The 21,040-nt window shown below is 70.4% G+C and carries 22 protein-coding genes and 1 riboswitch; of the genes, 11 read left to right on the top strand and 11 right to left on the bottom strand.

Annotated features, from left to right (window positions below; all coding sequences use genetic code 11):
* The first annotated feature begins 186 nt into the window (after positions 1–186).
* Positions 187–1,596, top strand: a complete 1,410-nt coding sequence (locus tag ACFWGJ_RS07665) for a DUF2252 domain-containing protein (protein ID WP_387321657.1) — start codon at positions 187–189, stop codon at positions 1,594–1,596.
* Between the two features lie 58 nt (positions 1,597–1,654).
* On the opposite strand, the gene ACFWGJ_RS07660 is transcribed toward ACFWGJ_RS07665, so the two are convergent.
* The 3 genes from ACFWGJ_RS07660 to ACFWGJ_RS07650 form a co-directional block, all read right to left on the bottom strand.
* Entirely contained in the window at positions 1,655–2,176 is a 522-nt protein-coding gene (locus ACFWGJ_RS07660) for a hypothetical protein (protein ID WP_387321656.1), read from the bottom strand.
* A gap of 146 nt (positions 2,177–2,322) precedes the next feature.
* On the bottom strand, positions 2,323–4,143 hold the full coding sequence (locus tag ACFWGJ_RS07655; RefSeq protein ID WP_387321655.1) for a glycoside hydrolase family 15 protein: 1,821 nt from the start codon (positions 4,141–4,143) through the stop codon (positions 2,323–2,325).
* A gap of 537 nt (positions 4,144–4,680) precedes the next feature.
* Positions 4,681–5,658 (bottom strand): ABC transporter substrate-binding protein, encoded by a 978-nt coding sequence (locus ACFWGJ_RS07650; RefSeq protein ID WP_387321654.1) that lies wholly within the window; start codon positions 5,656–5,658, stop codon positions 4,681–4,683.
* A 338-nt stretch (positions 5,659–5,996) separates the two neighbouring features.
* Here ACFWGJ_RS07650 and ACFWGJ_RS07645 point away from each other — a divergent pair, with 338 nt between their 5' ends.
* Positions 5,997–6,170 carry a CsbD family protein gene (locus ACFWGJ_RS07645; protein WP_387321653.1) on the top strand — a complete coding sequence of 58 codons (174 nt, stop codon included), beginning with the start codon at positions 5,997–5,999 and terminating at the stop codon, positions 6,168–6,170.
* Between the two features lie 75 nt (positions 6,171–6,245).
* Positions 6,246–6,701: an ATP-binding protein gene (locus tag ACFWGJ_RS07640; RefSeq protein ID WP_387321652.1), complete on the top strand. Its 456-nt coding sequence runs from the start codon at positions 6,246–6,248 to the stop codon at positions 6,699–6,701.
* A 185-nt stretch (positions 6,702–6,886) separates the two neighbouring features.
* On the opposite strand, the gene ACFWGJ_RS07635 is transcribed toward ACFWGJ_RS07640, so the two are convergent.
* From ACFWGJ_RS07635 to ACFWGJ_RS07620, 4 genes are all read right to left on the bottom strand, one after another.
* Positions 6,887–7,378 (bottom strand): hemerythrin domain-containing protein, encoded by a 492-nt coding sequence (locus ACFWGJ_RS07635; protein ID WP_387321651.1) that lies wholly within the window; start codon positions 7,376–7,378, stop codon positions 6,887–6,889.
* A gap of 135 nt (positions 7,379–7,513) precedes the next feature.
* Complete coding sequence (locus ACFWGJ_RS07630) at positions 7,514–7,915, bottom strand: hypothetical protein (RefSeq protein ID WP_387321650.1); 402 nt, start codon at positions 7,913–7,915, stop codon at positions 7,514–7,516.
* A gap of 136 nt (positions 7,916–8,051) precedes the next feature.
* Positions 8,052–8,402, bottom strand: a complete 351-nt coding sequence (locus tag ACFWGJ_RS07625) for a hypothetical protein (RefSeq protein ID WP_387321649.1) — start codon at positions 8,400–8,402, stop codon at positions 8,052–8,054.
* 178 nt (positions 8,403–8,580) lie between these two features.
* The gene (locus ACFWGJ_RS07620; RefSeq protein ID WP_387321648.1) at positions 8,581–8,841 is read right to left on the bottom strand and encodes a WhiB family transcriptional regulator; all 261 of its coding nucleotides are present in this window, start codon (positions 8,839–8,841) and stop codon (positions 8,581–8,583) included.
* A 242-nt stretch (positions 8,842–9,083) separates the two neighbouring features.
* On the opposite strand from ACFWGJ_RS07620, the gene ACFWGJ_RS07615 reads away from it, so the two are divergent.
* Complete coding sequence (locus ACFWGJ_RS07615; protein ID WP_387321647.1) at positions 9,084–9,788, top strand: GAF and ANTAR domain-containing protein; 705 nt, start codon at positions 9,084–9,086, stop codon at positions 9,786–9,788.
* 99 nt (positions 9,789–9,887) lie between these two features.
* On the opposite strand, the gene ACFWGJ_RS07610 is transcribed toward ACFWGJ_RS07615, so the two are convergent.
* A complete protein-coding gene (locus tag ACFWGJ_RS07610; protein ID WP_387321646.1) occupies positions 9,888–11,201 on the bottom strand; it encodes a phosphatidylserine/phosphatidylglycerophosphate/cardiolipin synthase family protein in 1,314 nt (437 codons plus the stop codon).
* 199 nt (positions 11,202–11,400) lie between these two features.
* Here ACFWGJ_RS07610 and ACFWGJ_RS07605 point away from each other — a divergent pair, with 199 nt between their 5' ends.
* Both ACFWGJ_RS07605 and ACFWGJ_RS07600 read left to right on the top strand, forming a co-directional pair.
* A complete protein-coding gene (locus ACFWGJ_RS07605; RefSeq protein ID WP_387321645.1) occupies positions 11,401–12,273 on the top strand; it encodes a SigB/SigF/SigG family RNA polymerase sigma factor in 873 nt (290 codons plus the stop codon).
* A 55-nt stretch (positions 12,274–12,328) separates the two neighbouring features.
* Positions 12,329–12,793 (top strand): hypothetical protein, encoded by a 465-nt coding sequence (locus ACFWGJ_RS07600; protein ID WP_387321644.1) that lies wholly within the window; start codon positions 12,329–12,331, stop codon positions 12,791–12,793.
* Positions 12,794–12,917: 124 nt separating this feature from the next.
* Here the strand turns inward: ACFWGJ_RS07600 and ACFWGJ_RS07595 are convergent, their stop codons facing one another.
* Entirely contained in the window at positions 12,918–14,039 is a 1,122-nt protein-coding gene (locus ACFWGJ_RS07595; protein WP_387321643.1) for a GNAT family N-acetyltransferase, read from the bottom strand.
* A 412-nt stretch (positions 14,040–14,451) separates the two neighbouring features.
* On the opposite strand from ACFWGJ_RS07595, the gene ACFWGJ_RS07590 reads away from it, so the two are divergent.
* Complete coding sequence (locus tag ACFWGJ_RS07590) at positions 14,452–15,207, top strand: hypothetical protein (protein WP_387321642.1); 756 nt, start codon at positions 14,452–14,454, stop codon at positions 15,205–15,207.
* Between the two features lie 91 nt (positions 15,208–15,298).
* Here ACFWGJ_RS07590 and ACFWGJ_RS07585 read toward each other — a convergent pair whose 3' ends face one another.
* Positions 15,299–16,993 carry a cellulase family glycosylhydrolase gene (locus tag ACFWGJ_RS07585; RefSeq protein WP_387321641.1) on the bottom strand — a complete coding sequence of 565 codons (1,695 nt, stop codon included), beginning with the start codon at positions 16,991–16,993 and terminating at the stop codon, positions 15,299–15,301.
* A gap of 159 nt (positions 16,994–17,152) precedes the next feature.
* Positions 17,153–17,893: a nuclear transport factor 2 family protein gene (locus ACFWGJ_RS07580; protein ID WP_387321640.1), complete on the bottom strand. Its 741-nt coding sequence runs from the start codon at positions 17,891–17,893 to the stop codon at positions 17,153–17,155.
* 153 nt (positions 17,894–18,046) lie between these two features.
* A riboswitch (cobalamin riboswitch) is annotated at positions 18,047–18,229 on the top strand.
* Positions 18,230–18,258: 29 nt separating this feature from the next.
* Here ACFWGJ_RS07580 and ACFWGJ_RS07575 point away from each other — a divergent pair.
* From ACFWGJ_RS07575 to ACFWGJ_RS07560, 4 genes are read left to right on the top strand one after another with little or no spacing between them, the layout of a single operon-like run.
* Positions 18,259–19,026 (top strand): energy-coupling factor ABC transporter permease, encoded by a 768-nt coding sequence (locus tag ACFWGJ_RS07575; protein ID WP_387321639.1) that lies wholly within the window; start codon positions 18,259–18,261, stop codon positions 19,024–19,026.
* Positions 19,023–19,424 carry an energy-coupling factor ABC transporter substrate-binding protein gene (locus ACFWGJ_RS07570; RefSeq protein ID WP_387321638.1) on the top strand — a complete coding sequence of 134 codons (402 nt, stop codon included), beginning with the start codon at positions 19,023–19,025 and terminating at the stop codon, positions 19,422–19,424. The genes ACFWGJ_RS07575 and ACFWGJ_RS07570 overlap by 4 nt, the downstream gene beginning before the upstream one ends.
* A gap of 6 nt (positions 19,425–19,430) precedes the next feature.
* A complete protein-coding gene (gene cbiQ / locus ACFWGJ_RS07565) occupies positions 19,431–20,180 on the top strand; it encodes a cobalt ECF transporter T component CbiQ (protein WP_387321637.1) in 750 nt (249 codons plus the stop codon).
* Entirely contained in the window at positions 20,177–21,040 is an 864-nt protein-coding gene (locus ACFWGJ_RS07560) for an energy-coupling factor ABC transporter ATP-binding protein (protein ID WP_387321636.1), read from the top strand. The genes cbiQ and ACFWGJ_RS07560 overlap by 4 nt, the downstream gene beginning before the upstream one ends.

The following is a 21,040-nucleotide window of genomic DNA, read 5'->3' as shown; positions in this document are numbered from 1 at the left end:
ACCCCCGGCGGGTGATCCCGCCCCACCGGGGAGACGATGAGGTGGAGGGCGCGGACGTACGCCGGCATGCGGCGCAGCGGACGGCACGGATGCCCGGTTCGGGCAGCCGGTGGAGGCGCTCGGTACAGGTGCGCGTGGCACGGGTGCTCGTAGGCACCGTCCGGACGGGTTCAGGAGGTTCGCGCCATGGCCATACCGATCGCCTTCACGGCCTCCCTGCCCCCCGCCGAGAGGGCGGCGTACGGCAGGGACGCGCGCAGGCGGGCCTCCCGTTCGTGTCACGGCTGGTTCGAGGCGGAGCAGGAACGGCCCGACCCCGTCGAGGTGATAGAGCGCCAGTCGCGGACACGGCTGCCCGAGCTGGTGCCGATCCGCTACGGACGCATGCTGGAGTCCCCGTTCCGCTTCTACCGGGGCGCCGCGTCGATCATGGCCGCCGACCTCGGACCCGTACCGAACTCCGGCCTGACCGTGCAGCTCTGCGGAGACGCCCATCTGCTCAACTTCCGGCTGCTGGCCTCGCCGGAACGGCACCTGGTCTTCGACATCAACGACTTCGACGAGACCCTCGCCGGACCCTTCGAATGGGACGTCAAGCGGCTGGCGGCCAGCTTCGCGATCGCCGCCCGGGCCAACGGTTTCTCCGTCACGAAGCAGGACCGCGTCGTAGCGGCCTGTGTACGGGCCTACCGGGACCGGATGCGCCAGTTCGCGGGCATGGGCACGCTCGACATCTGGTACGCGCAGGACGACGTCGACCGGATGCGTGAGCTGCTGGCCTCCTCGATGGACAAACGGGTCAGGCGCCGGACCGCCGACGCCTCGGAGCGGGCCAGGACACGCACACATCTCCAGGCCTTCGAGAAGCTCACCCGGGTCACGGCCGAGGGCAGGCGGATCACACCGGACCCACCGCTGATCACTCCGCTGCGGGATCTGCTCGCGGACACCTCCGAGGCCGACGAGGAGAAGGAGCTGCGGACCGTCGTGGACGGGTACGCGCGCACCCTGTCCTCCGAGCGACGGCACCTGCTGCGCCACTACCGGCTCGTGGACATGGCCCGAAAGGTGGTGGGCGTCGGCAGCGTCGGCACCCGCTGCTGGATCCTGCTGATGCTCGGCAGGGACGACGGGGATCCCCTGCTGCTGCAGGCCAAGGAGGCACAGGAGTCGGTCCTCGCCCCGCACACGAACGGCAACCACTACGACAACCAGGGGCGCCGCGTGGTGGCGGGACAGCGGCTGATCCAGACGACCAGTGACATCTTCCTCGGCTGGACGAACGTCGTCGGTCTCGACGGCCGGGGCCGGGACTTCTACGTACGGCAGCTGCGGGACTGGAAGGGCATCGCCCGGCCGGAGACCATGGACCCGGAGCTGCTGCGCCTGTTCGGGCAGCTGTGCGGTGCCTGTCTGGCGCGGGCGCACGCCCGTTCCGGCGATCCCGTGGCCATCGCCGCCTACCTGGGCGGGAGCGAGCGCTTCGACCGCGCGCTCACCGGGTTCGCGCAGGCCTACGCCGACCAGAACGAACGGGACTTCGAGGCGCTGGGCGCCGCCGTCCGCGCCGGCCGGGTCCGCGCCGAGAGTCTCTGAGAGCGTCCCGCCCGCGACGGCACCCCGAGCGCGCCGGTGTGTTCACGCGACGGTGTGCTCAATGGGTCAGGAAGAGCTTGAACGAGATGATCAGCAGGCCGAGGACCAGGTTCACCCCGGCGGTGACGGCCGTCAGACGCCGGGAGGCGCCACCCCTTCGTGCCGCGACGGTGGACCAGCCCACCTGACCGGCCACGGCGACCGCGAGCGCGCACCACATGGTGGCCTCGATGCCCAGCCCCAGCAGGGGACTGACGGCCACGACGGCGGCCGGCGGGACGGCCGCCTCGACGATCGGCCACTCGTCGCGGCAGACGCCCAGAACGGCCTGGAGATCCAGCCTCCGCTGCGTCAGACGCGCCCCGAAGACCTGGGCGTGCACGTGCGCGATCCAGAACGCCACTCCGGTGAGCAGCAACAGCAGCACCAGCTCAAGTCGCGGGAACGAGCCGAGCGCGCCCGCTCCGATGATCACGGAGGCGGCGAGCATGGAGCCGTAGACGGCCCCGGTGCAGTCGGCCCGGGCCCGGCGCTCCGCGGTGCGCACCGCCCGGGACGTGGCCTGTCCGGTACCGGACATCTCGATCTCCCTTCGGGCGCCGGTTCCGCGTCCGCCCGGGTGCCCGTACCGCGGCCGTCCTGCCCCACGGCACGTGACGGGCCCGGACGGCGCCTCACCCTCCATGGGCGACCCCGGCAGCCGAACACCCGAACGCCACCCCCCGCTCAGCCGAAGGCGTCCATCTCCTTGTCGAGCGAGAGGGCGGCCGTGATGAGCGCCAGGTGCGTGAACGCCTGCGGGAAGTTGCCGAGCTGCTCGCCGGTCGAACCGATCTCCTCGGCGAACAGGCCCACGGGGTTGGCGTAGGTGAGCATCTTGTCGAACGCGTACCGGGCCGGCCCGAGCCGGCCCGCCTGCGCCAGCGCGTCCACGTACAGGAAGCTGCACAGGGAGAACGTGCCCTCGCTGCCGCGCAGTCCGTCCGGGGACGCCTGTGGGTCGTAGCGCTGGACGAGGCTGTCGGAGACGAGTTCCCCTTCCATCGCGTCGAGGGTCGACAGCCAGCGCGGGTCCCTCGGCCCGATGAAGCCCACGGAGGGCATGAGCAGCAGGGACGCGTCGAGCGTGGTGTCCTCGTAGTTCTGGACGAACGACCGGCGCCGGGTGTTCCAGCCGCGTTCCATCACCTGGCGCAGGATGGCGTCCCGCGCCATGGTCCACTCCGGGATGTCGGCGGGCCGGGCGAAGTCACGTGCCATCCGGATGCCCCGGTCGAAGGCGACCCAGCACATGAGACGGCTGTAGGTGAAGTCCTTCTGTCCGCCCCGTGTCTCCCAGATCCCCTCGTCGGGCCGGTCCCAGGCCTTGACCAGCCAGTCCAGCACCCCGGACAGGGCCAGCCAGCCGTCGTACGGCGGTGCGTTGCCGGCGCCCTGCACGGTGTGCGACAGAGCCAGGACCGCCTCCCCGTAGATGTCGAGCTGGAGCTGTCCCGCGGCGCCGTTGCCCGCGTACACCGGCGCCGATCCCCGGTACCCCTCGAAGTGGTCGAGCGCCACTTCCGGCAGCTCGGGGTCGCCGTCAACGCGGTACATGATCTGCAGGGGTTCGCCGCTGACCGTGCGGCCCGCCTTCACCCGGTCACCGAGCCAGCCGCGGAACGCGAGGGCCTCCTCGATGTGCCCGAGGCCCAGCAGGGCGCCGACCGACATCGAGCCGTCCCGCACCCAGGTGTAGCGGTAGTCCCAGTTGCGCCCGCCGCCGATCTGTTCGGGCAGCCCCATCGTGGGTGCAGCTACGGGTGCCCCGGTCGGCGCGTAGGTGAGCAGTTTCAGGGTGATGGCCGCCCGGTTCACCATGTCCTGCCAGCGTCCGCGGTAGTGACCGCGGCGCACCCACGCGTGCCAGAAGTCCCGGGTGCCCTCGAACGACGCCAGCACGTCCGACGCCGTCAGCGGTGGTACGGGGCTGTCGTCGGCGTCGCCCACCGTCAGGACGAGCGCGGCGAAGTCCCCCTCGTTCATGGTCAGTTCACTGCGCGCATCGTCGCCGTCGCCGCTCCACCGCACCGGGCCGACGCTCTGCACGACGGCCTGCGCGCCGGGGGCGTCGAAGCGTACGGTGTCCTCGCCGAGGCCGAGACGGTGTCCGGCGCGGCCGTAGTCGAAGCGGGGCCGGCACTCCAGCGAGAAGCGGACCCGGCCGCGCGTCACCCGCAGGATCCTGACGAGCCGGTGCCTGCCCGCCGCGCGCTCGGGGCGCTCCACGGGCATGAAGTCGACCACTTCGCCCACGCCCGACTCCGTCAGGAAACGCGTCACGAGGATCGCGGTGTCCTGGAGGTAGATCTGCACGGGCGGCTGCGCGGTCTCGGCGGACACGGTGAAGTGCCCGCCGCGCTCGTGGTCGAGAAGCGAGGCGAACACACTGGGCGAGTCGAACCTGGGCGCGCACAGCCAGTCGACCGTGCCGTCGGAGGAGACCAGCGCGGCGGTCTGCAGATCACCGACCAGTCCGTGGTCGGCGATGGGGGGATAACGTCGCATGCCCGGCACTCCCTCCGGCAGAAGCGCCCCCGGGCACCACATGTCCCGGCACGATGCCACGCCCTGCCACGGGCCAACATCGCCGCCCCACACCGAGGAAACCTCCCCCACGACGGGTGAGATCCCCACGACAGCGGACCGTTCCCGAGAGGCCCGGCCTCCGTCAGGCCCGCAGGGACCTACACACCGAAGCCCCGTCAGGGCCGCAGGGAATCACGCACCGGAGCCCTCCCCCAGGGGGCGCGGGGACCTACGCCTCGGAGCCCCCTCAGACCCGCAGACAACTACGCACCGAAGCCCCTTCAAGGCCGCAGACACCTATGCACCGAAGCACCCGCGGGCTGCGCAGGGAGCCGCGCACCCAAGCCCCCACAGGCCCGCAGGGAACCGCGCACCGGAGCCCCCCAGGGGCGCGGGGAACTGCGCACCGGGGGCCCGGGGGCGGAGCCCCCGATTCAGTGACAGCACCCCCCTGGAGCCGCAGGAACAGACTCGGGGGCCCGGGGGCAGCGCCCCCGGAAAAGCAGCGGGAGGCCCTCAAGAAAAGAGGACCTCCAGATCCGGCTTCTTGTCGCCGAACAACCCATCCCGCTCCCCCAACGCCGCCAACTTCTCCAGCGACGCCATGTCCACCCCCACCGGCCACCCGGGCAACGTGAGCTTAGCCAGCACATCCCCCTCGATCTTGGTGTAGGTGGTGAGGACCTGACGGGCCTCGTCGGGATGGTCGCCGGCGTACTTGAGCGACTCGGTCATCGCCGCGGCGAACCGCTTCACCAGCCCCGGATCCCGCTTCACCAGCTCGGCCGAGGTGAAGTACGTCGCCACGGTGAGCTTCGGGTCCGTCTCGGCGAACGGGGACGCCACCACACGGGCTCCCTGCGCCTTGGCGATCGTCATGGCGGGTTCCCCCATCCACGCGGCGTCCACCCGCCCGTCGTCCAGCGCCGCCGGCATCTGGTCGAACGGAATCTCCACGAACTCGACCTCGGACGGGTCGCCGCCGTCCGCCCGGACCGATTCACGCACCGTGGTGTCCCCGATGTTCTGCAGGGTGTTCACCGCGACCGTGTGCCCGGCGAGGTCCGCGGCCGATTTGATCGGACTGTCCTTGCTGACACCCACCCCGGTGACGTCACCGCCGACCTTGCCGTTGGACGCCGCGCCGTTCACCACCGATCTGACCGGGACCCCCTTGACCTGCGCGACCATCAGCGACGTGGTGTTGCTGAACCCGAACTGGAACTGGCCGCTGACCACTCCGGGAATGATCGCCGCGCCGCCCTGGGCGCTCACCATCTCCAGTTCGATCCCCCGGCTGCGGAAGAATCCCTTCTTCTGCCCCAGATAGAGCGGGGCCACGTCGACGATCGGAATGATGCCGACCTTGACCCGGGTGGTCCTGTTCCCGCCCGAGGACGACGCACCGTCGGCCTCCGGGTCGGAAGAGCCGCATCCGGCCGCGGCGACGATCGTGGTCAGCACGGCGACAAGCCCGAGAACGCGCCTTCGCATGGGCTCCTCCTGCAGCTCGGTGCTACGGCTCGGCCTATGTTGTGCATTTTCGTGACGGCAGGAATCTACAGGCCTAGTTTCACGCTGTCAGCACTCAGGACAAGGGCAGCCGCGTACGCCGAGGGGCCCGGCAGGCACCGAAGATCCCTTGAGCGTGCCCCGCGTTTTCACGCGACCACCGCACCTCGCTTTCACTGTCCACTTCTTTCGATGCGAATGATCCGGCCGTTCGGAGGTACGTCCTGGAATTCTCGAACGGCCGCGTTTGGACCGGCTCTCTCCGGTCAGCCGTAACAGTGGATCGCACGGACGAAGCACAAGTGAGGACGTGAATCGCAGTGGCCGAGAACGAGAAGGCGAAGGCGAAGACCGAGCAGGCCAAGGGCAAGGTCAAGGAGACCCTGGGCAAGGCTGTCGGCAACGAGCGGCTGACCGCCGAGGGCAAGGCGGAGCAGTCCAAGGGAGACGCCCGCCAGGCCAAGGAAAAGACCAAGGACGTATTCCGGCATTGAGGATCACCTAATGCGGAGGGCCCGTCGCACGCTCTTGCGGCGGGCCTGCTTCTTTTTCAGGCGAAGGAGCAAGAAATGCTCAGGGAGCACCGGACGCCCGTCACCGGCCCGGCGGCCGTCCCGCCCCGGCCCACCCCCTCCGGACCCCGTAATCCGGCCGAGGTGCGCGAAGAGGTGAGGTACGCGCTCGCGGAGGCCCGGCGGTCCCGGCGGCGCGAGGCCCTCGAAGGTGACGAGATCATCGGCGACGCCCTGCTCGTCGCCTCCGAGCTGACGACCAACGCGATGCTGCACGGCGGCGGTGTCACCGGCTTCGAGGTGACATTGGACGACCAGGACGTACGTCTGTCGGTGAGCGACCGCAGCCAGGAGTTCCCCAGGCCGGCGGAACACATCGACGAGCGGGGCTTCATGCGGCCCGGCGGCCACGGCTGGCCGATCGTCTGCCGTCTCGCCCGGGACATCACCATCTCGGAACTCAGGACCGGTGGCAAGCGCATCACCGCCGTGGTACCGCTCAGGCGCCGATAGAGCCGGCCCGGCTCTGCCCTGCCTGTCCGGGGCCACGCACGGCGGACCGGCCGCACCCGGGGGTACAGCCGGTCCTCGGACACAGGCGGAAGCCGCCCATGGGGGGGGCGGATCCTCACGCCGCGGATCCCGACGGGAAGCCGCCCGCGGGAGTCACTTCTTGAGCACCCGAGCGCCCGCGGGAGTCACTTCTTGAGGATGCCGCGTACGTTGTCGACGGATCCGCAGCCGGACGACAGATGGTGCGCCCGCTCCTTGAGGAAGTCCGCGCCCAGCTCTTCGCGGCGCTCCATGGCGACGTTCTCCCGCGCTCCGTTGAGGATGGTCCGCTCCTCCTCGTCGGTGTGGTGCGCGATGGCCTCCACCAGCTCTTCGAGCTTCTCGTCCCAGTCGTCGGAGCCGACCTCGTCGACCTCCAGGAGGGCGAGCAGTGCCTTGTTGCCCTCCTCGTGCTCCTCCTCGCCGTGCTCCACTTCCTCGTCGTCGATGTCCTTGTACCGCTTGAGGGCGGGGTAGACCTTGGTCTCCTCCGCGAGCGCGTGCGCGATCAGGAGGTCGGCGAACTCCGCCAGCGCGGACGCGCGGTCCGCCTCGACACTGCGCATCTGCCGGAAGAGGTCCTCCATCTTCCGGTGGTCCGCGAGTATGAGTTCGACGACGTCTCGTGTCTCAGGCATGGGTGCGGTGGGCCTTCCTCGCTGGAAATACAGTCCAGCGACACGTGTGCCCCCGCGATCGGGGAAAAAGCACCCGCAGGAAAGCCCCCGGAGAAAAACACCGGGGGGTCAGTGTCCTGGCGGGCGCACCCGGCGTCAGGCGGTGAGGGCCTGCCGGGGCACCTGCGCAGCCGTCGCCGGGGCGCGCACCACGGAACGCACCGCGGGGCGCGCGGCGGGCCGCACCGGGTACGTCGTCTTCGAGGGGTCGATCACCGGGTCGCCCAGGACGAGCCGGCCCGCCTCGTGCAGCGCGTCGCACTCGTCCGTGGGCAGCGCCACGTAACAGCCCGTGGCCGCCTGCCAGTAGCCGTACCGGCGGCGGCCGTTGGCGTGCACGGTCAGGCAGACGGGGACCCGCTGAACCGTGATCAGCCGCAGCACCTCGGAACCGCCGGCGCCGAGCGGCGCGGGCGTGCGCGGGACGGGCCGCAGCAGGGTCAGCGGCGCTCCGTCCGAGGCTCGCGGCACGGCACGGCGGCGGGGAGTGGTCGTCATGTGCGGGCGGCCTTTCGACGGACGGGTTCGATCGCGTATCGCCTGGAGCGATAACGTCCTCGCTGCTCGGCATTCTTCCTCAGGGCACTGACATCGCGGGGTGCGGCCGCTCCGGGCCACTCCCTGGGGCCGCACCTCACCGGCGGCCGGGCGGCGGGGGCGCATGATGTGCGCGGCCTTCCAGCTCGCCCTGGACGAAGGGGTCGTCGGCGCTGTCGTACGCCCCGGCGTGATCGAAGAGCGCCTGGGTGATGCGCTCCCACTCGTCGGCCTCCGCCTGCGCGATCAACGCGTCCCGGCCGGTGCGCGAACCGTCCTCGGCCGCCTCGCGGGCGTCCTCCCACGCGGTCTTCGCCTCGTGGTGCCGCATTCCCTGCGCGGACCGCCGTACCCGTTCCCAGGCATCACGTTCGTCCTGGGTCGGCTCCACCACCTCGTCGCTCGTGTCGTCGACGAGACCGGACGCTCGGTCCTGCTGCGGGCTCACTGCTCCACCTCGCTGGGGTACGGCACGGTAAAACCGCCTTCCGCAGTCCCGTCTGCCCCCGCCACGGAAGCCGACACCTGTCCATGATGACGAGCCAATACGTCAGCAAGTTCCCCGGTCCTGGGCGGTGAGGCCCGCGCGCCGCGCGCCGCGGACATCCCCCTGCGCGCCGCCCGCGCTACGCGGTGTTGTCCCGCGAGGTGCGGCTGCGGATGCGGCGCCGCAGGGCGCGTCGCTCGGCCTCACTCTTACCGCCCCAGACACCGATGCTCTGGCCCGTGTCGAGCGCCCAGTTCAGACACTCGTCGCGCACGGGACAGCGCCGGCAGACGGACTTCGCGTCCTCGATCTGCACCAGCGCGGGGCCCGTGCTGCCGATGGGGAAGAAGAGGTCGGGATCGACGGTGCGGCATTCCGCGTACTCGCGCCAGCCCTCCATGGGGGGCCTCCTTCGGTCGCAGTGATGTTGTTCACGGGTTCGGTCCCCCCTCGGGTCACCAGGTACCGCCCGGGTGAAACAGGGTGTCTTGTGGGACAGTGCTGCCCGGACCTCCGCACGGCGCCGGCGATCTCGTACCGGACGTACCGAAAGGCCAGGCCCGGCGCGATGCGGACGCCCGGGTGGCAGGATGGGCCTTCACGAAGCATCCCGGGATGCTTCACCAAAAGAGCAGGTGACGCATGTCAGAGGTGTCGGGCGAGGTCTGGGAGCAGTTCGCGATCGCCGTGGCGGAGATGGCGCGGGATCTGCTGGCGCAGGACTCCGCGCAGGGCACCCTGGACAGGGTCGCGGAGCATGCGAAGGTCCTGATCGACGGGTGCGACGAGGCCGGCATCCTCACGGTGCGGCAGGGCGAGGTGCACGCACTGGCGGCCACGAGCGACGTGGTCCGCCGGTCGGACCGGATGCAGCAGGACCTTCAGGAGGGTCCGTGCTTCGACGCGGTGACCGACCGGGAGCAGATCTACGCCATCGAGGACCTGCGGGAGCCGAACAAGAAGTGGCCCCGCTTCGCCCCCGAGCTGAGGAAGCTGGGCATGGGAAGCATGATGGGCTTCCTCCTGTTCACCGAGGACGACAACCTCGGCGCCCTGAACGTGTACTCGCACAAGCCGGACGCCTTCGACGAGACCGCCCGGCGCGCCGGCTGGATCCTCGCCTCCCACGCGGCCGTGGCGTTCTCCGCGGCCCGTACGCATCAGCAGCTGAGCCACGCCATGGAGACCCGGCACGAGATCGGCGAGGCCATGGGCATCCTGATGGAACGCTACGGACTGAGCGAGGACTCGGCGTTCAAGGTACTCAGGAAGACGTCGCAGGACCGCAACGTGAAACTGCGCGAGATCGCCCGCCAGATCTGCCGAACCGGCGAGAAGCCCTCCTGACACCGGACCGGGCCGGCGATCCGGCCGGCCCTGCCGACCCGACCCCACCACCCGGTCCGTCGGCCCCGTCCGTCCCGCCGGCCCTGCCCGTCCCGTCCCTCACAGGAAGCGGCGGATGGGGATGACGGCCGCCTCCCGGGCCCGCTGTACGACGGAGCGTCGCTTCCAGCGGCCCTTCTCGATCAGGGTGCTGGCGGTCAGGTCCTCGTCGAAGTGGGCGTCGAGGGTCGAGGTGAACTCCTCGTCGAGCACGGCGAGCATGATCTCCTCGTCGTGGTCGAGCGAGCGGCGGTTGAAGTTGGTCGAGCCGACCAGCGAGGCGACCTTGTCCACGGTGATGACCTTGGCGTGCATCATCGTCGGCTGGTACTGGTGGATCTTCACACCGCAGGCGGTGAGGTCCTCGTAGTAGTGCTGGCCGGCCAGCTGGCAGACCCGCTTGTCCGTGTGCGGGCCGGGCAGCAGGATCTCCACCCGTACGCCCCGGCGGGCCGCGGCGCACAGCAGCTCGACGAAGAACGCGTCCGGCGAGAAGTAGGCGGTGGCCAGCCGGAAGCGCTCCTCGGCCGACTCCAGCATCACCCGGAGCAGGGTCTGCATGTCCTGCCAGCCGAAGCTGGCCGAGCCGCGCACCACCTGCACCACGGCCCCGCCCTCGGGGGTGTGCGCGACGAACCGGTCACGGTCGTCGAAGAGTTCCTCGTGGCACTCGGCCCAGTTCTGGGCGAACGCGGCGGCGATACCGTCCACGGCCGGTCCGCGGACCTCGGCATGGGTGTCACGCCACTCGCGCTCGTTGCGCGCGTCGCCGCACCACTCCTCCGCGATCCCCACCCCGCCGGTGAACGCGGTCCGTTCGTCGACGACGAGAACCTTGCGGTGACACCGGTGGTTCTGCTTGAGCGGGGACAGGGCGAGCGGCTTGCGGAACCACGCCACCTGCACGCCGGCCTCTTCCATGGCCGCCAGCAGGTCCTTCTCGATCAGCCTGCTGCCGAACCCGTCGAGCAGCAGGCGCACCCGCACACCGTCCCGGGCCCGTTCCGCGAGCGCCTGCGCGAACTCGCGGGCGATGTCGCCCTTCCAGTACACGAAGGTCATCATGTCCACGGTGTGCTCGGCGGACCTGATGCCCGCCAGCATCGCGGCGAAGATCTCGTCGCCGTTGCGCAGAGCCGTGAGGGAGTTGCCCTCGGTCGCCGCGATGCCGATGAGTCTCTCCAGTCGGCGCCGTATCCGTTCCGCGCGCTGCGCGTACTCCGGCGACGACCATGTCCCGGAAGCGCGGAGCTCCTTCTCGGGCTTGTCCTGCGTGTCCCGCAGGCCTTTCGTGTCGGACTGGTCCTGCGTAAGCGGCTGGTCCTGCGTACGCGACTGGTCCTGCGTACCTGGCTGGTCCTGCGTACTGGTCATGGCATCACCCGGCCGGCACAGGGAGGAGACAGGAGGGTGCGCGCTGCCCGGTCCGGCACGGGCGCGGCGAGCAGACTGTACTCCGGCACCCTGGGTGCGCAGGGAGGGACGTCTTCGTAATTGACCGGGGTTGAGCAGACATGCTCTGGAGCAAGCCGGGCAGGAGACGACCAACTTGCTTTCTAGTTAAGGCGGCACCGTGACTACCTCTGTGAACACCCGCGAGGCATCTGACTGCAGCACGGGCGTGCAGGAGGCCGCGGGCGACCTGCCGTGGATCGAGGACGGGGGCAAGGTCGCTCCCAAGGACGCGCGGGTGCTGTCCCGGCTCTTCCTCGACCGGCTGCAGGAGCTGGAAGAGGGCACCCACGAATACCAGTACGCCCGCAACACCTTGATCGAGATGAACCTGTCCCTGGTCAGCTTCGCGGCCCGCCGGTTCCGCAACCGGGGCAGCGGTGACATGGAGGACGTCATCCAGGTCGGCACGATCGGCCTGATCAAGGCGATCGACCGCTTCGACCTGTCGCGCGAGGTCGAGTTCACCTCCTTCGCGATCCCTTACATCGTCGGTGAGATCAAGCGCTTCTTCCGGGACACCACCTGGGCCGTGCACGTCCCGCGGCGCCTTCAGGAGCTGCGTGTCTCCCTCGCCAAGAGCAAGGAGGCCCTTGCCGCCACGCTGAACCGCCCGCCGACGGTCAAGGAGCTCGCCGTCCATCTGGACCTGAGCGAGGAAGAGGTTATAGAGGGCCTGGTCGCCGCCAACGGCTACGTGGCCGGCTCCATCGACACCCCCGGTGGCGACGACGACTCGACCGACGGCGGTCCGAAGTACGCGGACACCCTGGGCGAGGACGACCCGGCGATGGACCTGTTCGAGGACCTGCACACGCTCGCGCCCCTGCTGCAGCAGCTCGACGAACGGGAGCGGACCATCATCGAGATGCGCTTCGGCCGCGAGATGACGCAGGCCGAGATCGGCCGCGAGCTGAACCTCTCCCAGATGCACATCTCCCGTCTGCTGACGCGCACGCTGAGCCGGCTCCGCGCCGGACTGCTCGCCGCCTGACAGGAACGACCTGACAGGAACGACACGTTGCCGGAACGAAAGGACGAGCAAGGCCGTGAGTGACGAGCAGGACCCGCTCCGGGAGTCGGCCGCGCCGATCGTGACCGAGCCCGTGCCGGACCTCCAGCTGCAGATGTTGGTGCGGCTGGTCGGTCAGGACCCGCAGGCGGCGCTGCCGATCACCCTGTTCGTCGGGGGTGGTCTCCTCTACGGCGACCTCATCTCGCACAAGGCGTGGAAGACCGACTGGGCGCGCAGCCTGCGCAGTGTCGACGGACCCGGCGCACAGCTCCTTGAGCGGTTCCCCGAGCAGGTGGACGAGGCGGTCTCCGACAAACAGGGGCGTCCGGTCCCGCAGCGGCTGCCGCAGTGGATCCATCTGCGCGACGCCACCAGTGCCGTCGCGGCGGGCGGCCCTGTCGTGATGCCCCTGTGGCGGGGGCGGCTCACGGACGTCTCCGGATGGTCCCTGGGCAAGCCCGACAGCTCCCTCGGCGAGACAGAGGACAGCCGCCTCTGACGTACGGGGACAACCGCGTCCGGCGTACGGAGGACAACCGCCTCTGATGTACCGGGCGAACGACAGGACGTACAGGGGACGTACAGGGGACAGGCAGGGGACGGACAAGCAGGTCCCCCGGGCCTCAGCCGCCGTTTCTTCGCGCGCGCCCCGGGCCCGAGGTGCGCAGCGCGCCGACCGACTTCAGCAGCCGGTCCGCGGGCTCCCTCAGCTTCGGATGGGCCAGCACCGTGTTCCGCAGGCCGCGCACCGGCCGGCGCCAGAGCCGGTGTGCCGTCGCCACCGGGTGGGGACGCGTCACGAAGCCCTCCCCCACCCGCAGCTCCCGGGTCTTGAGCCAGTCCTTGTACTCCTTGTCGCCACGGCCCAGGTCCAGGACCCGCACACCCTCGCGGCCCGCGGCCTCCGCCATCCTGAGGTGCATGATCAGCCCGGGTGAGTAGTAGCGCAGTCCGGGGTCGTACGCGGTGAACCAGGCCGCGAACACCGTGCGCGACCTGGGGCCGAAGTGTGCGGCCACCGGCCGGTCGCCGGCGTACACCACGGACAGGACGCCGGTGAAGTGCTCCTCACGGACCTGGAACAGGTGCTCCACCGCGTCGACGATCCAGGGGCGCGCGAAGCGGTCCATGCGGGACGTCCTGCGGTACTGGGCGGACTTCCACCCCATGAGGGTGCGCAGCATCGCGGGATCGCGCTCGTCGAAGACGAACCGCAGCTCCCCCAGGTCGCGTCCCAGGCGGCGTTCCTTCTTCAGCGTCGTCTTCGCCAGTCCCGGGTACGCGCCGCGCAGCCACTCCGCATAGCTGCCGTCACCGACCTTCAGGTCGACGACCGGTGACGCGAACGTCCCCGTGACATAGGGGGTGAATGGTTTCTGCTCCTCGACGAGGTGGTCGAACTCGAAGACGGACAGGCCACAGGCCCGCAGCAGTTCACGGGGGTCCCAGGTGACTCCCGGCCGGTGCACGAGGGCCTGGCAGTCGGACAGCCCGAGCCCGATGGCCCGCCCCACCCCGAAGGAGTTCCGCTCGTACGGGAGGAAGCCCACGGCCTCTTCGCCCTCGTACAGGACCGCCACCCGTGCCCCGCCGCGGTAGGTGCCGATGCCGGCCGCGAACTCAGGGGACAGAAAGGGGTTGGCGTAGTCGGGTGACGCGTCAGCCGCCCGGTGCCAGTCCCGGCGCAGGGACGCGCTCAGGGACTCGGGTCTGTGGATTCTTATGTCCGCCTCGGTGGATCGCATGGCCGATCGCCCCCCATTCCCCCTGGGCGCGACGCCCGCGCCCCCGGCACCTCTTCGACCGATGGCCGACGGCCGACGACCGACAACCGGGTCCGAGGTGTCCGTAGGGCCCAAACGTCGCGAAACAGTACGCAGACTGTCAAGAGTGTCGGTCGTAACGAAAAAGGTGTGAGTCGGGTGCACCGGTTGGTCGGTCCGTAAAGTCACCTTGAAGGTTGAATTCGAGACATGGCTTCGCAGGGGTGGTCAGGTGTCTCTCGCACACCTCGCCGCCTGCGCCTTTGCGGCCCGCGGCAGTGTGCCAGAAGCCATGGAACTGCGGGGACGGTCCTGACAACTTCGGGATCATGGCCTGATGATGCGAGTAGCATCCGGCCCCAGCACCACACGATGACGAGGAAAGGTAACTGCCATGTCCGAAGTCGAATCGGCCGCCACGGAGCTCAAGTCCCAGTACGCCGCCCAGGTGTCTGCGGACCTCGAACGCAACACCAAGGAGCAGGAACGTATCGGCGCCGAAGTGGAGGCGCTCCAGGAGCAGTTGAGTGCTCTGCAGCACGACCAGACCCTGCTCGCCGAGTTGCAGCGGGCGCTGGGTGGTGACCAGGCCGCCGCGGACGCCAAGGGTGGCTCGGCGCCCGCGGCTTCGGTGCCGCGTCAGGCCACGGCCACGGCGGGCGGGCGCAAGAAGGCCACCACCGCGAAGCCGGCCGCCAAGCCGGCTGCCACGAAGGCCGCCACCAAGTCGGCCTCGAAGTCGGCCGCTTCGAAGACACCTGCAGTGAAGACCGCCGCAGCAAAGCCCGCGGCTGCGAAGTCCACCGCCTCGAAGACCGCCGCCGCGAAGCCCGGTACCAAGTCCGTCGCGGCCGAGTCAGGTGCCGCGAAGACCGCCGCCGCGAAGCCCACGCTCGTCGAGCTCATCCGTGAGCACCTCGGCCGGCAGTCCGAGCCGCGCTCGTCCGCGGAGGTCGCCACCGCACTGGCGCAGGCCCACCCGGAGCGCGAGATCAAGCCCAAGGTCGTACGCACCACGGTGGAAGGGCTCGTCGCCAAGGGTCAGGTCCAGCGCAGCAAGCAGGGGTCGTCCGTCTTCTACACGACGTCCAAGGCCGCGCCGGCCGACGCCACCGCGGAGCAGGCCCCCGCTCCGCAGACCACCGCCTGACCCCCGCCCCGGCGCCCGCCCGGCCGACGGGGCGCGGTGACCCCGCCGGCCAGTGGCTGCCGGTCGACGTACAGCTGTCCATGACGGATAGTCAGGCAACGGCGCAGGTGGTGCCGTTGAGGGTGAACGCGGTCGGGGCGGGGTTCGTGGTGCCCTTGTTCGCGGTGAAGCCGACGGCGACCGATCCGCCCGCGGGGATGGTGGCGGTGTACGAGGCGTTGGCCACACTCACCGAGGCGCCGCTCTGGGTCGGGGTACCGCCCCACATGTTGGAGACCGTCTGGCCGCCTGCGAAAGCGAAGACCAGCTTCCAGCCGCTGATCGCGGCGGTGCCCGTGTTGCGGAGGGTGATCTCGCCCTGGAAGCCGCCCGGCCACTCGTTGCTGACGCGGTAGCCGACGGAGCAGCTCGTACCGGGTGTGCTGCCGCCGTCCGCGGTGGTGACACTCACCGTGGCCGAGCGGGCCGAGCGGTTCCCGGCCGCGTCCCGTGCGTAGACGGCGAAGGTGTACGCCGTGTTCGCGGTGAGCCCGGTCACGGTGGTGGTGTTGGTGGTGGCCGCGGCGACCGTGGTCTCGCTGCTTCCGCTGACCCGTACGACGTCGTAGGCGGTGACACCCACGTTGTCGGTGGCGGCGGTCCAGGTGAGGGTCACCGAGGTGGCCGCCACGGCGGAGGCACCCGGGGTGCCCGGCGCGGTCGGGGCCTGGGTGTCACCCGGGGTGCCGCCGCCGTAGATGGTGGCTTCCTCGGAGGTCTGGGCGATGCCGTTGGCGCCGTTGAAGATGCGCTGACCCCAGGAGCTGAGCTGTGCGGGGTCGAAACCGATCGTGAGGTCCAGGATGGGATCGGTGTTGCCGCTCCAGGACCAGGCGAGGTAGCCGAGGCGCAACTGCTGCGCCGTGGCCATCATGGTGTCCTCGTCCGGATCGCCGTACTGGTCGGCCGGACCGCCGAACTCGCCGATGAGGATGGGGAGTTTCGCGGTGACGAACGCGTTCAGGTAGTCGGTGATCTCCGCCGCGGTGTCGAAGACGCTGTACATGTGGATCGAGAAGATGAGGTTGCCGGTGGTGTCGGCGTCGTAGACGGCCTGGGCGTTGGCCCGCATGACTCCTTGCCAGTCCTGGCCCCAGTTGGGCGCGTCCACCATGATGGTGTGCTCGAATCCGGCGGCGCGCAGCTTCTTGACGGCGGCGATCGTGGGATCGGTCCAGCCCGCGGGGTCGGTGTTGCCCCAGGGCTCGTTGCCGATGTTGACGATGACGTAGTTCTCCTGGCCGGTGAGTACGCTCTTGAGGCCGATCCAGTAGTCGGCCGCGTGGTCGAGCGTGCCCGCCGCCGCGTCCTCGCCGTAACCGGTGGTGTCGTGCACCTCCAGTACGCAGATCAGCCGGTTGGCCTTGCACTGGGCGATGACGGCGGCCACGTCCTCAGGACTGTTCTTGCTCCAGCGGTGGCCGTCGGACAGGACGACGCGCACGGAGTTGGCTCCGAGCGCCTTGATGTCGGCCAGCGACTGGGTCTCGCCCGGGTACCAGGTGTGGGCGTGATTGACGCCGCGCATGACGAAATCGTTGCCGTTGCCTTCGAGCAGGCGGCCGTTGTCGACATGGAGGCCGGTCGCGAGGGCGCCCGGGGACGCGCCGGGCGGGTCACCCGGCAACTGGGCGTGTGCGGCGGTCGGGACGAGCGCGCCGAGGACGACGAGCCCGAGCAGGGCGGCCAGCCCGGCGAGGAACGTGCTGACGAGGTTCTTCCGTGTCGTGCTTCTTGTTCTTCTCACTGCGACTCCAGAAAGTGAGCGTCAAGAAACGGGGATTGCGGGAAAGTGGGAGCGCTCCCATACAGTCACCTTGCCAGGGGCACGTCAAGACTTGGCGCATGCTCCGCCGCGTAACGGATGTGCCGGAGGGGGCCTGCGGGAGGCCCCCTCCATGACGCGTCAGGACCCGGCGGCTCCGGGGACCCCGGTGTCGAAGGGCACGGACGTGTGCTGATGGACGATCAGCCAGCGATCACCCGTCAGCCGGTAGCCGGTGGTCACTCGCGCCGTGGTGTCCAGTGCCTGGCCGCCGGCCAGCGTGGCCCGCATCCGGACGAGCGCGTGGCTGAAGGCGATGCTCTCGTCGACCCGCACGCGGAATTCGAGCACCTCGCGCTCCACCGGCCCGGACAGCGCCGCGAACCAGACCTCCTCGGCCTTGCGGAGGGCGTCGACCCCGCGCTGCTCAAGACCGCTCACCGGGTGGAACACCTCCACGTCCGGCGCGTAACAGGCCATCGCCCGGTCGAAGTCCCGCTCCCGCCCGGCGGCCGTCAGTTCCGCGTCGAGCCGGCGGATCTCCCCCTCGGCGTCCTCGTCGTCCCAGAACGCGCGCACCTCCATGGCCCCGAGGGCCGCCACCGGATGCTTCGCGGCGGCCGCCACAGCCTCCTCCAGGCTGTCGCACTCAAGGATGTCGTACCCGGCGACGTACTCCTTCGTCTCCGCGAACGGCCCGTCGGTGCGCAGCACTTCGCCCTCGCGCACGCGCACGGTCACCGCGTCGGCCGGGGGCCGCAGCCGGTGGCCGTGCAGCCGTACACCGGTGCGCACGCTCAGCTCCTCCACCCATGGTTCGACGGGTGCCGTCCCCGTGGCGTCGGCGGTGTCGTCGCCGCAGACGAGCAACATGTACTTCATGGTTCCTCCCGGTGTTCCTGAGACCTTTTGCCTCCCCGACGAACCGGGGTGAGCCGAGTCGACACTTCCGCAGCATCTCTTACGAACCGGCGCGCGCCGCGTGACCACTCTCACGCCCCCCGGGGGCCGCTTGTCACCACCCCTGTACGCGCACTACTGTCACGACGCCTTGGTGCTCGGGAAATCGGTGTGATGCCGGTGCGGCCCTCGCCACTGTGATCGGGAAGTCCGGCTCCGGCCCTCACGGGCAGCCACTGGGTCCTCGGACCCGGGAAGGCGGAGCACGGGTGGTGTTACCCGTAAGCCAGGAGACCGGCCAAGGCGCGTCAACCATCCACGAGGTGCTGGAGAGGGTCTGCTGAGCCATGCACATAGCCGAGGGTTTCCTTCCTCCGGCGCACGCGGTCGCCTGGGGCGTCGCGTCGGCGCCGTTCGTCGTCCACGGAGTCCGGTCGCTCACCCGTGAGGTCAGAGAACATCCCGAGAGCACGCTCCTCATCGGCGCGTCGGGGGCCTTCACCTTCGTCCTCTCCGCACTGAAACTGCCGTCGGTGACCGGCAGCTGCTCGCATCCGACCGGCACCGGCCTGGGCGCCATCCTGTTCCGGCCGCCGATCATGGCGGTCCTGGGCACCATCACCCTGCTCTTCCAGGCACTGCTGCTCGCGCACGGCGGACTGACCACGCTGGGCGCCAACGTCTTCTCGATGGCGATCGTCGGCCCGTGGGCCGGCTACGCGGTCTACCGGCTGCTGCGGCGGTTCGACGTGCCGCTGATGGTCGCGGTGTTCTTCGCCGCGTTCGTCGCCGACCTGTCCACCTACTGCGTCACCAGCGTGCAGCTGGCGCTCGCGTTCCCCGACCCGAGCAGCGGATTCCTGGGCGCGCTCGGCAAGTTCGGCTCGATCTTCGCCGTCACCCAGATCCCGCTCGCGGTGAGCGAGGGGCTGCTCACCGTGCTCGTGATGCGGCTGCTGGTGCAGTCGAGCAAGGGTGAACTGACCCGGCTCGGTGTGTTCCTGGCCGGCAGGCGGTCCCGGGCCGAGGGGTCCGCAGCGGACAGGGCGCCCGAGGATTCCGCGACGGACAGGCCGGCCGAGACGAACGACACGACCGGGACGGTGACCCGATGAGCCGTAACACGAAGATCAACGCCCTGCTGCTGTTCGTGGTGGCCGCGCTCGCCGTACTGCCGCTGGTGTTCGGCATGGGCGACCACAAGAAGGAGCCGTTCACGGGCGCCGACGCGGAGGCCGAGACCGCGATCACCGAGATCGAGCCGGACTACGAGCCGTGGTTCTCACCCCTGTACGAGCCGCCGTCCGGTGAGATCGAGTCGGCGCTGTTCGCCCTCCAGGCCGCCCTCGGCGCGGGCGTCCTCGCCTACTACTTCGGCCTGCGCCGGGGCAGGCGCCAGGGCGAACTGCGGGCCCTGGCACAGCGGGAGGGCGGTCAGGACCCGACGGCTGAGGCACTTGGCGGTGCCGGTGGGTCCGTGGCCGAACCGGGCCGACCGACCGAACGGGCCTGAACCTTCGTGCTGCCGATCGACGCGGCGGCGCACAGCAGTCGCTGGCGCCACCGCCATCCCGTGGACAAGGCCGTGCTCGGCCTCGGCCTGACCGTCCTCGCGATCTCGCTCCCGCCCTGGCCGGGCGCCGCCCTGGTCCTGGTGACCGCCCTCACCGTGCTGCTGGGCCCGGCGGCGGTACCCCGCCGGCGGCTCTGGCGCGCCTACCGGGTACCGCTGGGCTTCTGCGTGACCGGAGCGCTGCCCCTGCTGCTCCAGGTCGGCGGCCCGGACGGGTTCGTGACACTGGCCGAGGGCGGTCCGGTACGCGCCGGTGAACTCCTGCTGCGTACCTCGGCCGCCTCGCTCGGCGTGCTCCTGTTCGCGTTCACCACTCCCCTGTCGGATCTGCTGCCGCGGCTGGTGAACGCCGGGGTGCCCGCGCCGGTCGTCGACGTAGCCCTGGTGACGTACCGGATGAGCTTCCTGCTCCTCGACTCCGTGCGCCGGATCAGGGAGGCGCAGGCCGCCCGGCTCGGGCACACCACACGGGCCGCCACCTGGCGTTCGCTGGCGGGGCTCGGCGCCACCGCCTTCGTGCGGGCCTTCGACCGGGCGACCCGGCTGCAGGCCGGACTCGCGGGCCGCGGCTACGACGGCACCCTGCGCGTCCTGGTCCCGGAGGCCCGGATCTCCGCGCGCTTCACCCTCGCCAGTGTCGCGCTGCTCGCGGCGGTGGCCGCACTCACCCTCGTACTGGAAAGGCCGCTGCGATGAGCGAGCCCGTGCTGGTCGCCCTGCGGGGCGTGTCCTACGCGTACGAGGACGGCCCGACCGTGCTCGGCGGCCTCGACTTCGAGGTGCGCGCGGGGCGCGCGCTCGCCCTGCTCGGCCGCAACGGCAGTGGAAAGACCACCCTGATGCGGCTGCTCAGCGGCGGACTGCGCCCGCGCAGCGGGCAGTTGACCGTGGAGGACCGGCCGGTCCGCTACGACCGCAAGGGCCTGACCCTGCTGCGCACGACCGTGCAGCTGGTGGTCCAGGACCCGGACGACCAGCTCTTCGCCGCGTCCGTCTACCAGGACGTGTCGTTCGGACCGCTGAACCTCGGCCTGCCCGACACCGAGGTACGGGCCCGGGTGGACGAGGCGCTCGCCGCGCTGGACATCTCGGCGCTCGCCGAACGCCCCACCCATCTGCTCTCCTACGGGCAGCGCAAGCGGACCGCGATCGCGGGTGCCGTGGCGATGCGGCCCCGTGTCCTGATCCTCGACGAACCGACCGCGGGGCTGGACCCGGACGGGCAGGAGCGGCTGATCGCGACCCTTGACGGGCTGCGCGCGAGCGGCACCACCGTGGTGATGGCGACGCACGACGTGGACCTCGCCCTGCGCTGGGCCGACGACGCGGCCCTCCTCACCCCGTCCGGAGCGGTCACCGGCCCCGCGGACGCGACCCTGGCCCGTACGGACCTTCTGGAACAGGCGGGGCTGCGGCTGCCCTGGGGCATCGCGGTGGCCGAACTCCTGCGCACACAGGGCCTGTTGACCTCACCGTCCGCCGGTCCGCGCACCGCGGAGGAACTGGCCGCGCTGACCGCACGGCACTCCGCTCCCCCGGTGCCGGCGGACAGCTGA

The organism is Streptomyces sp. NPDC060205 (assembly GCF_042728395.1).
Lineage (GTDB): Bacteria > Actinomycetota > Actinomycetes > Streptomycetales > Streptomycetaceae > Streptomyces.
This window is presented reverse-complemented; position numbering and strand designations above follow the sequence as displayed.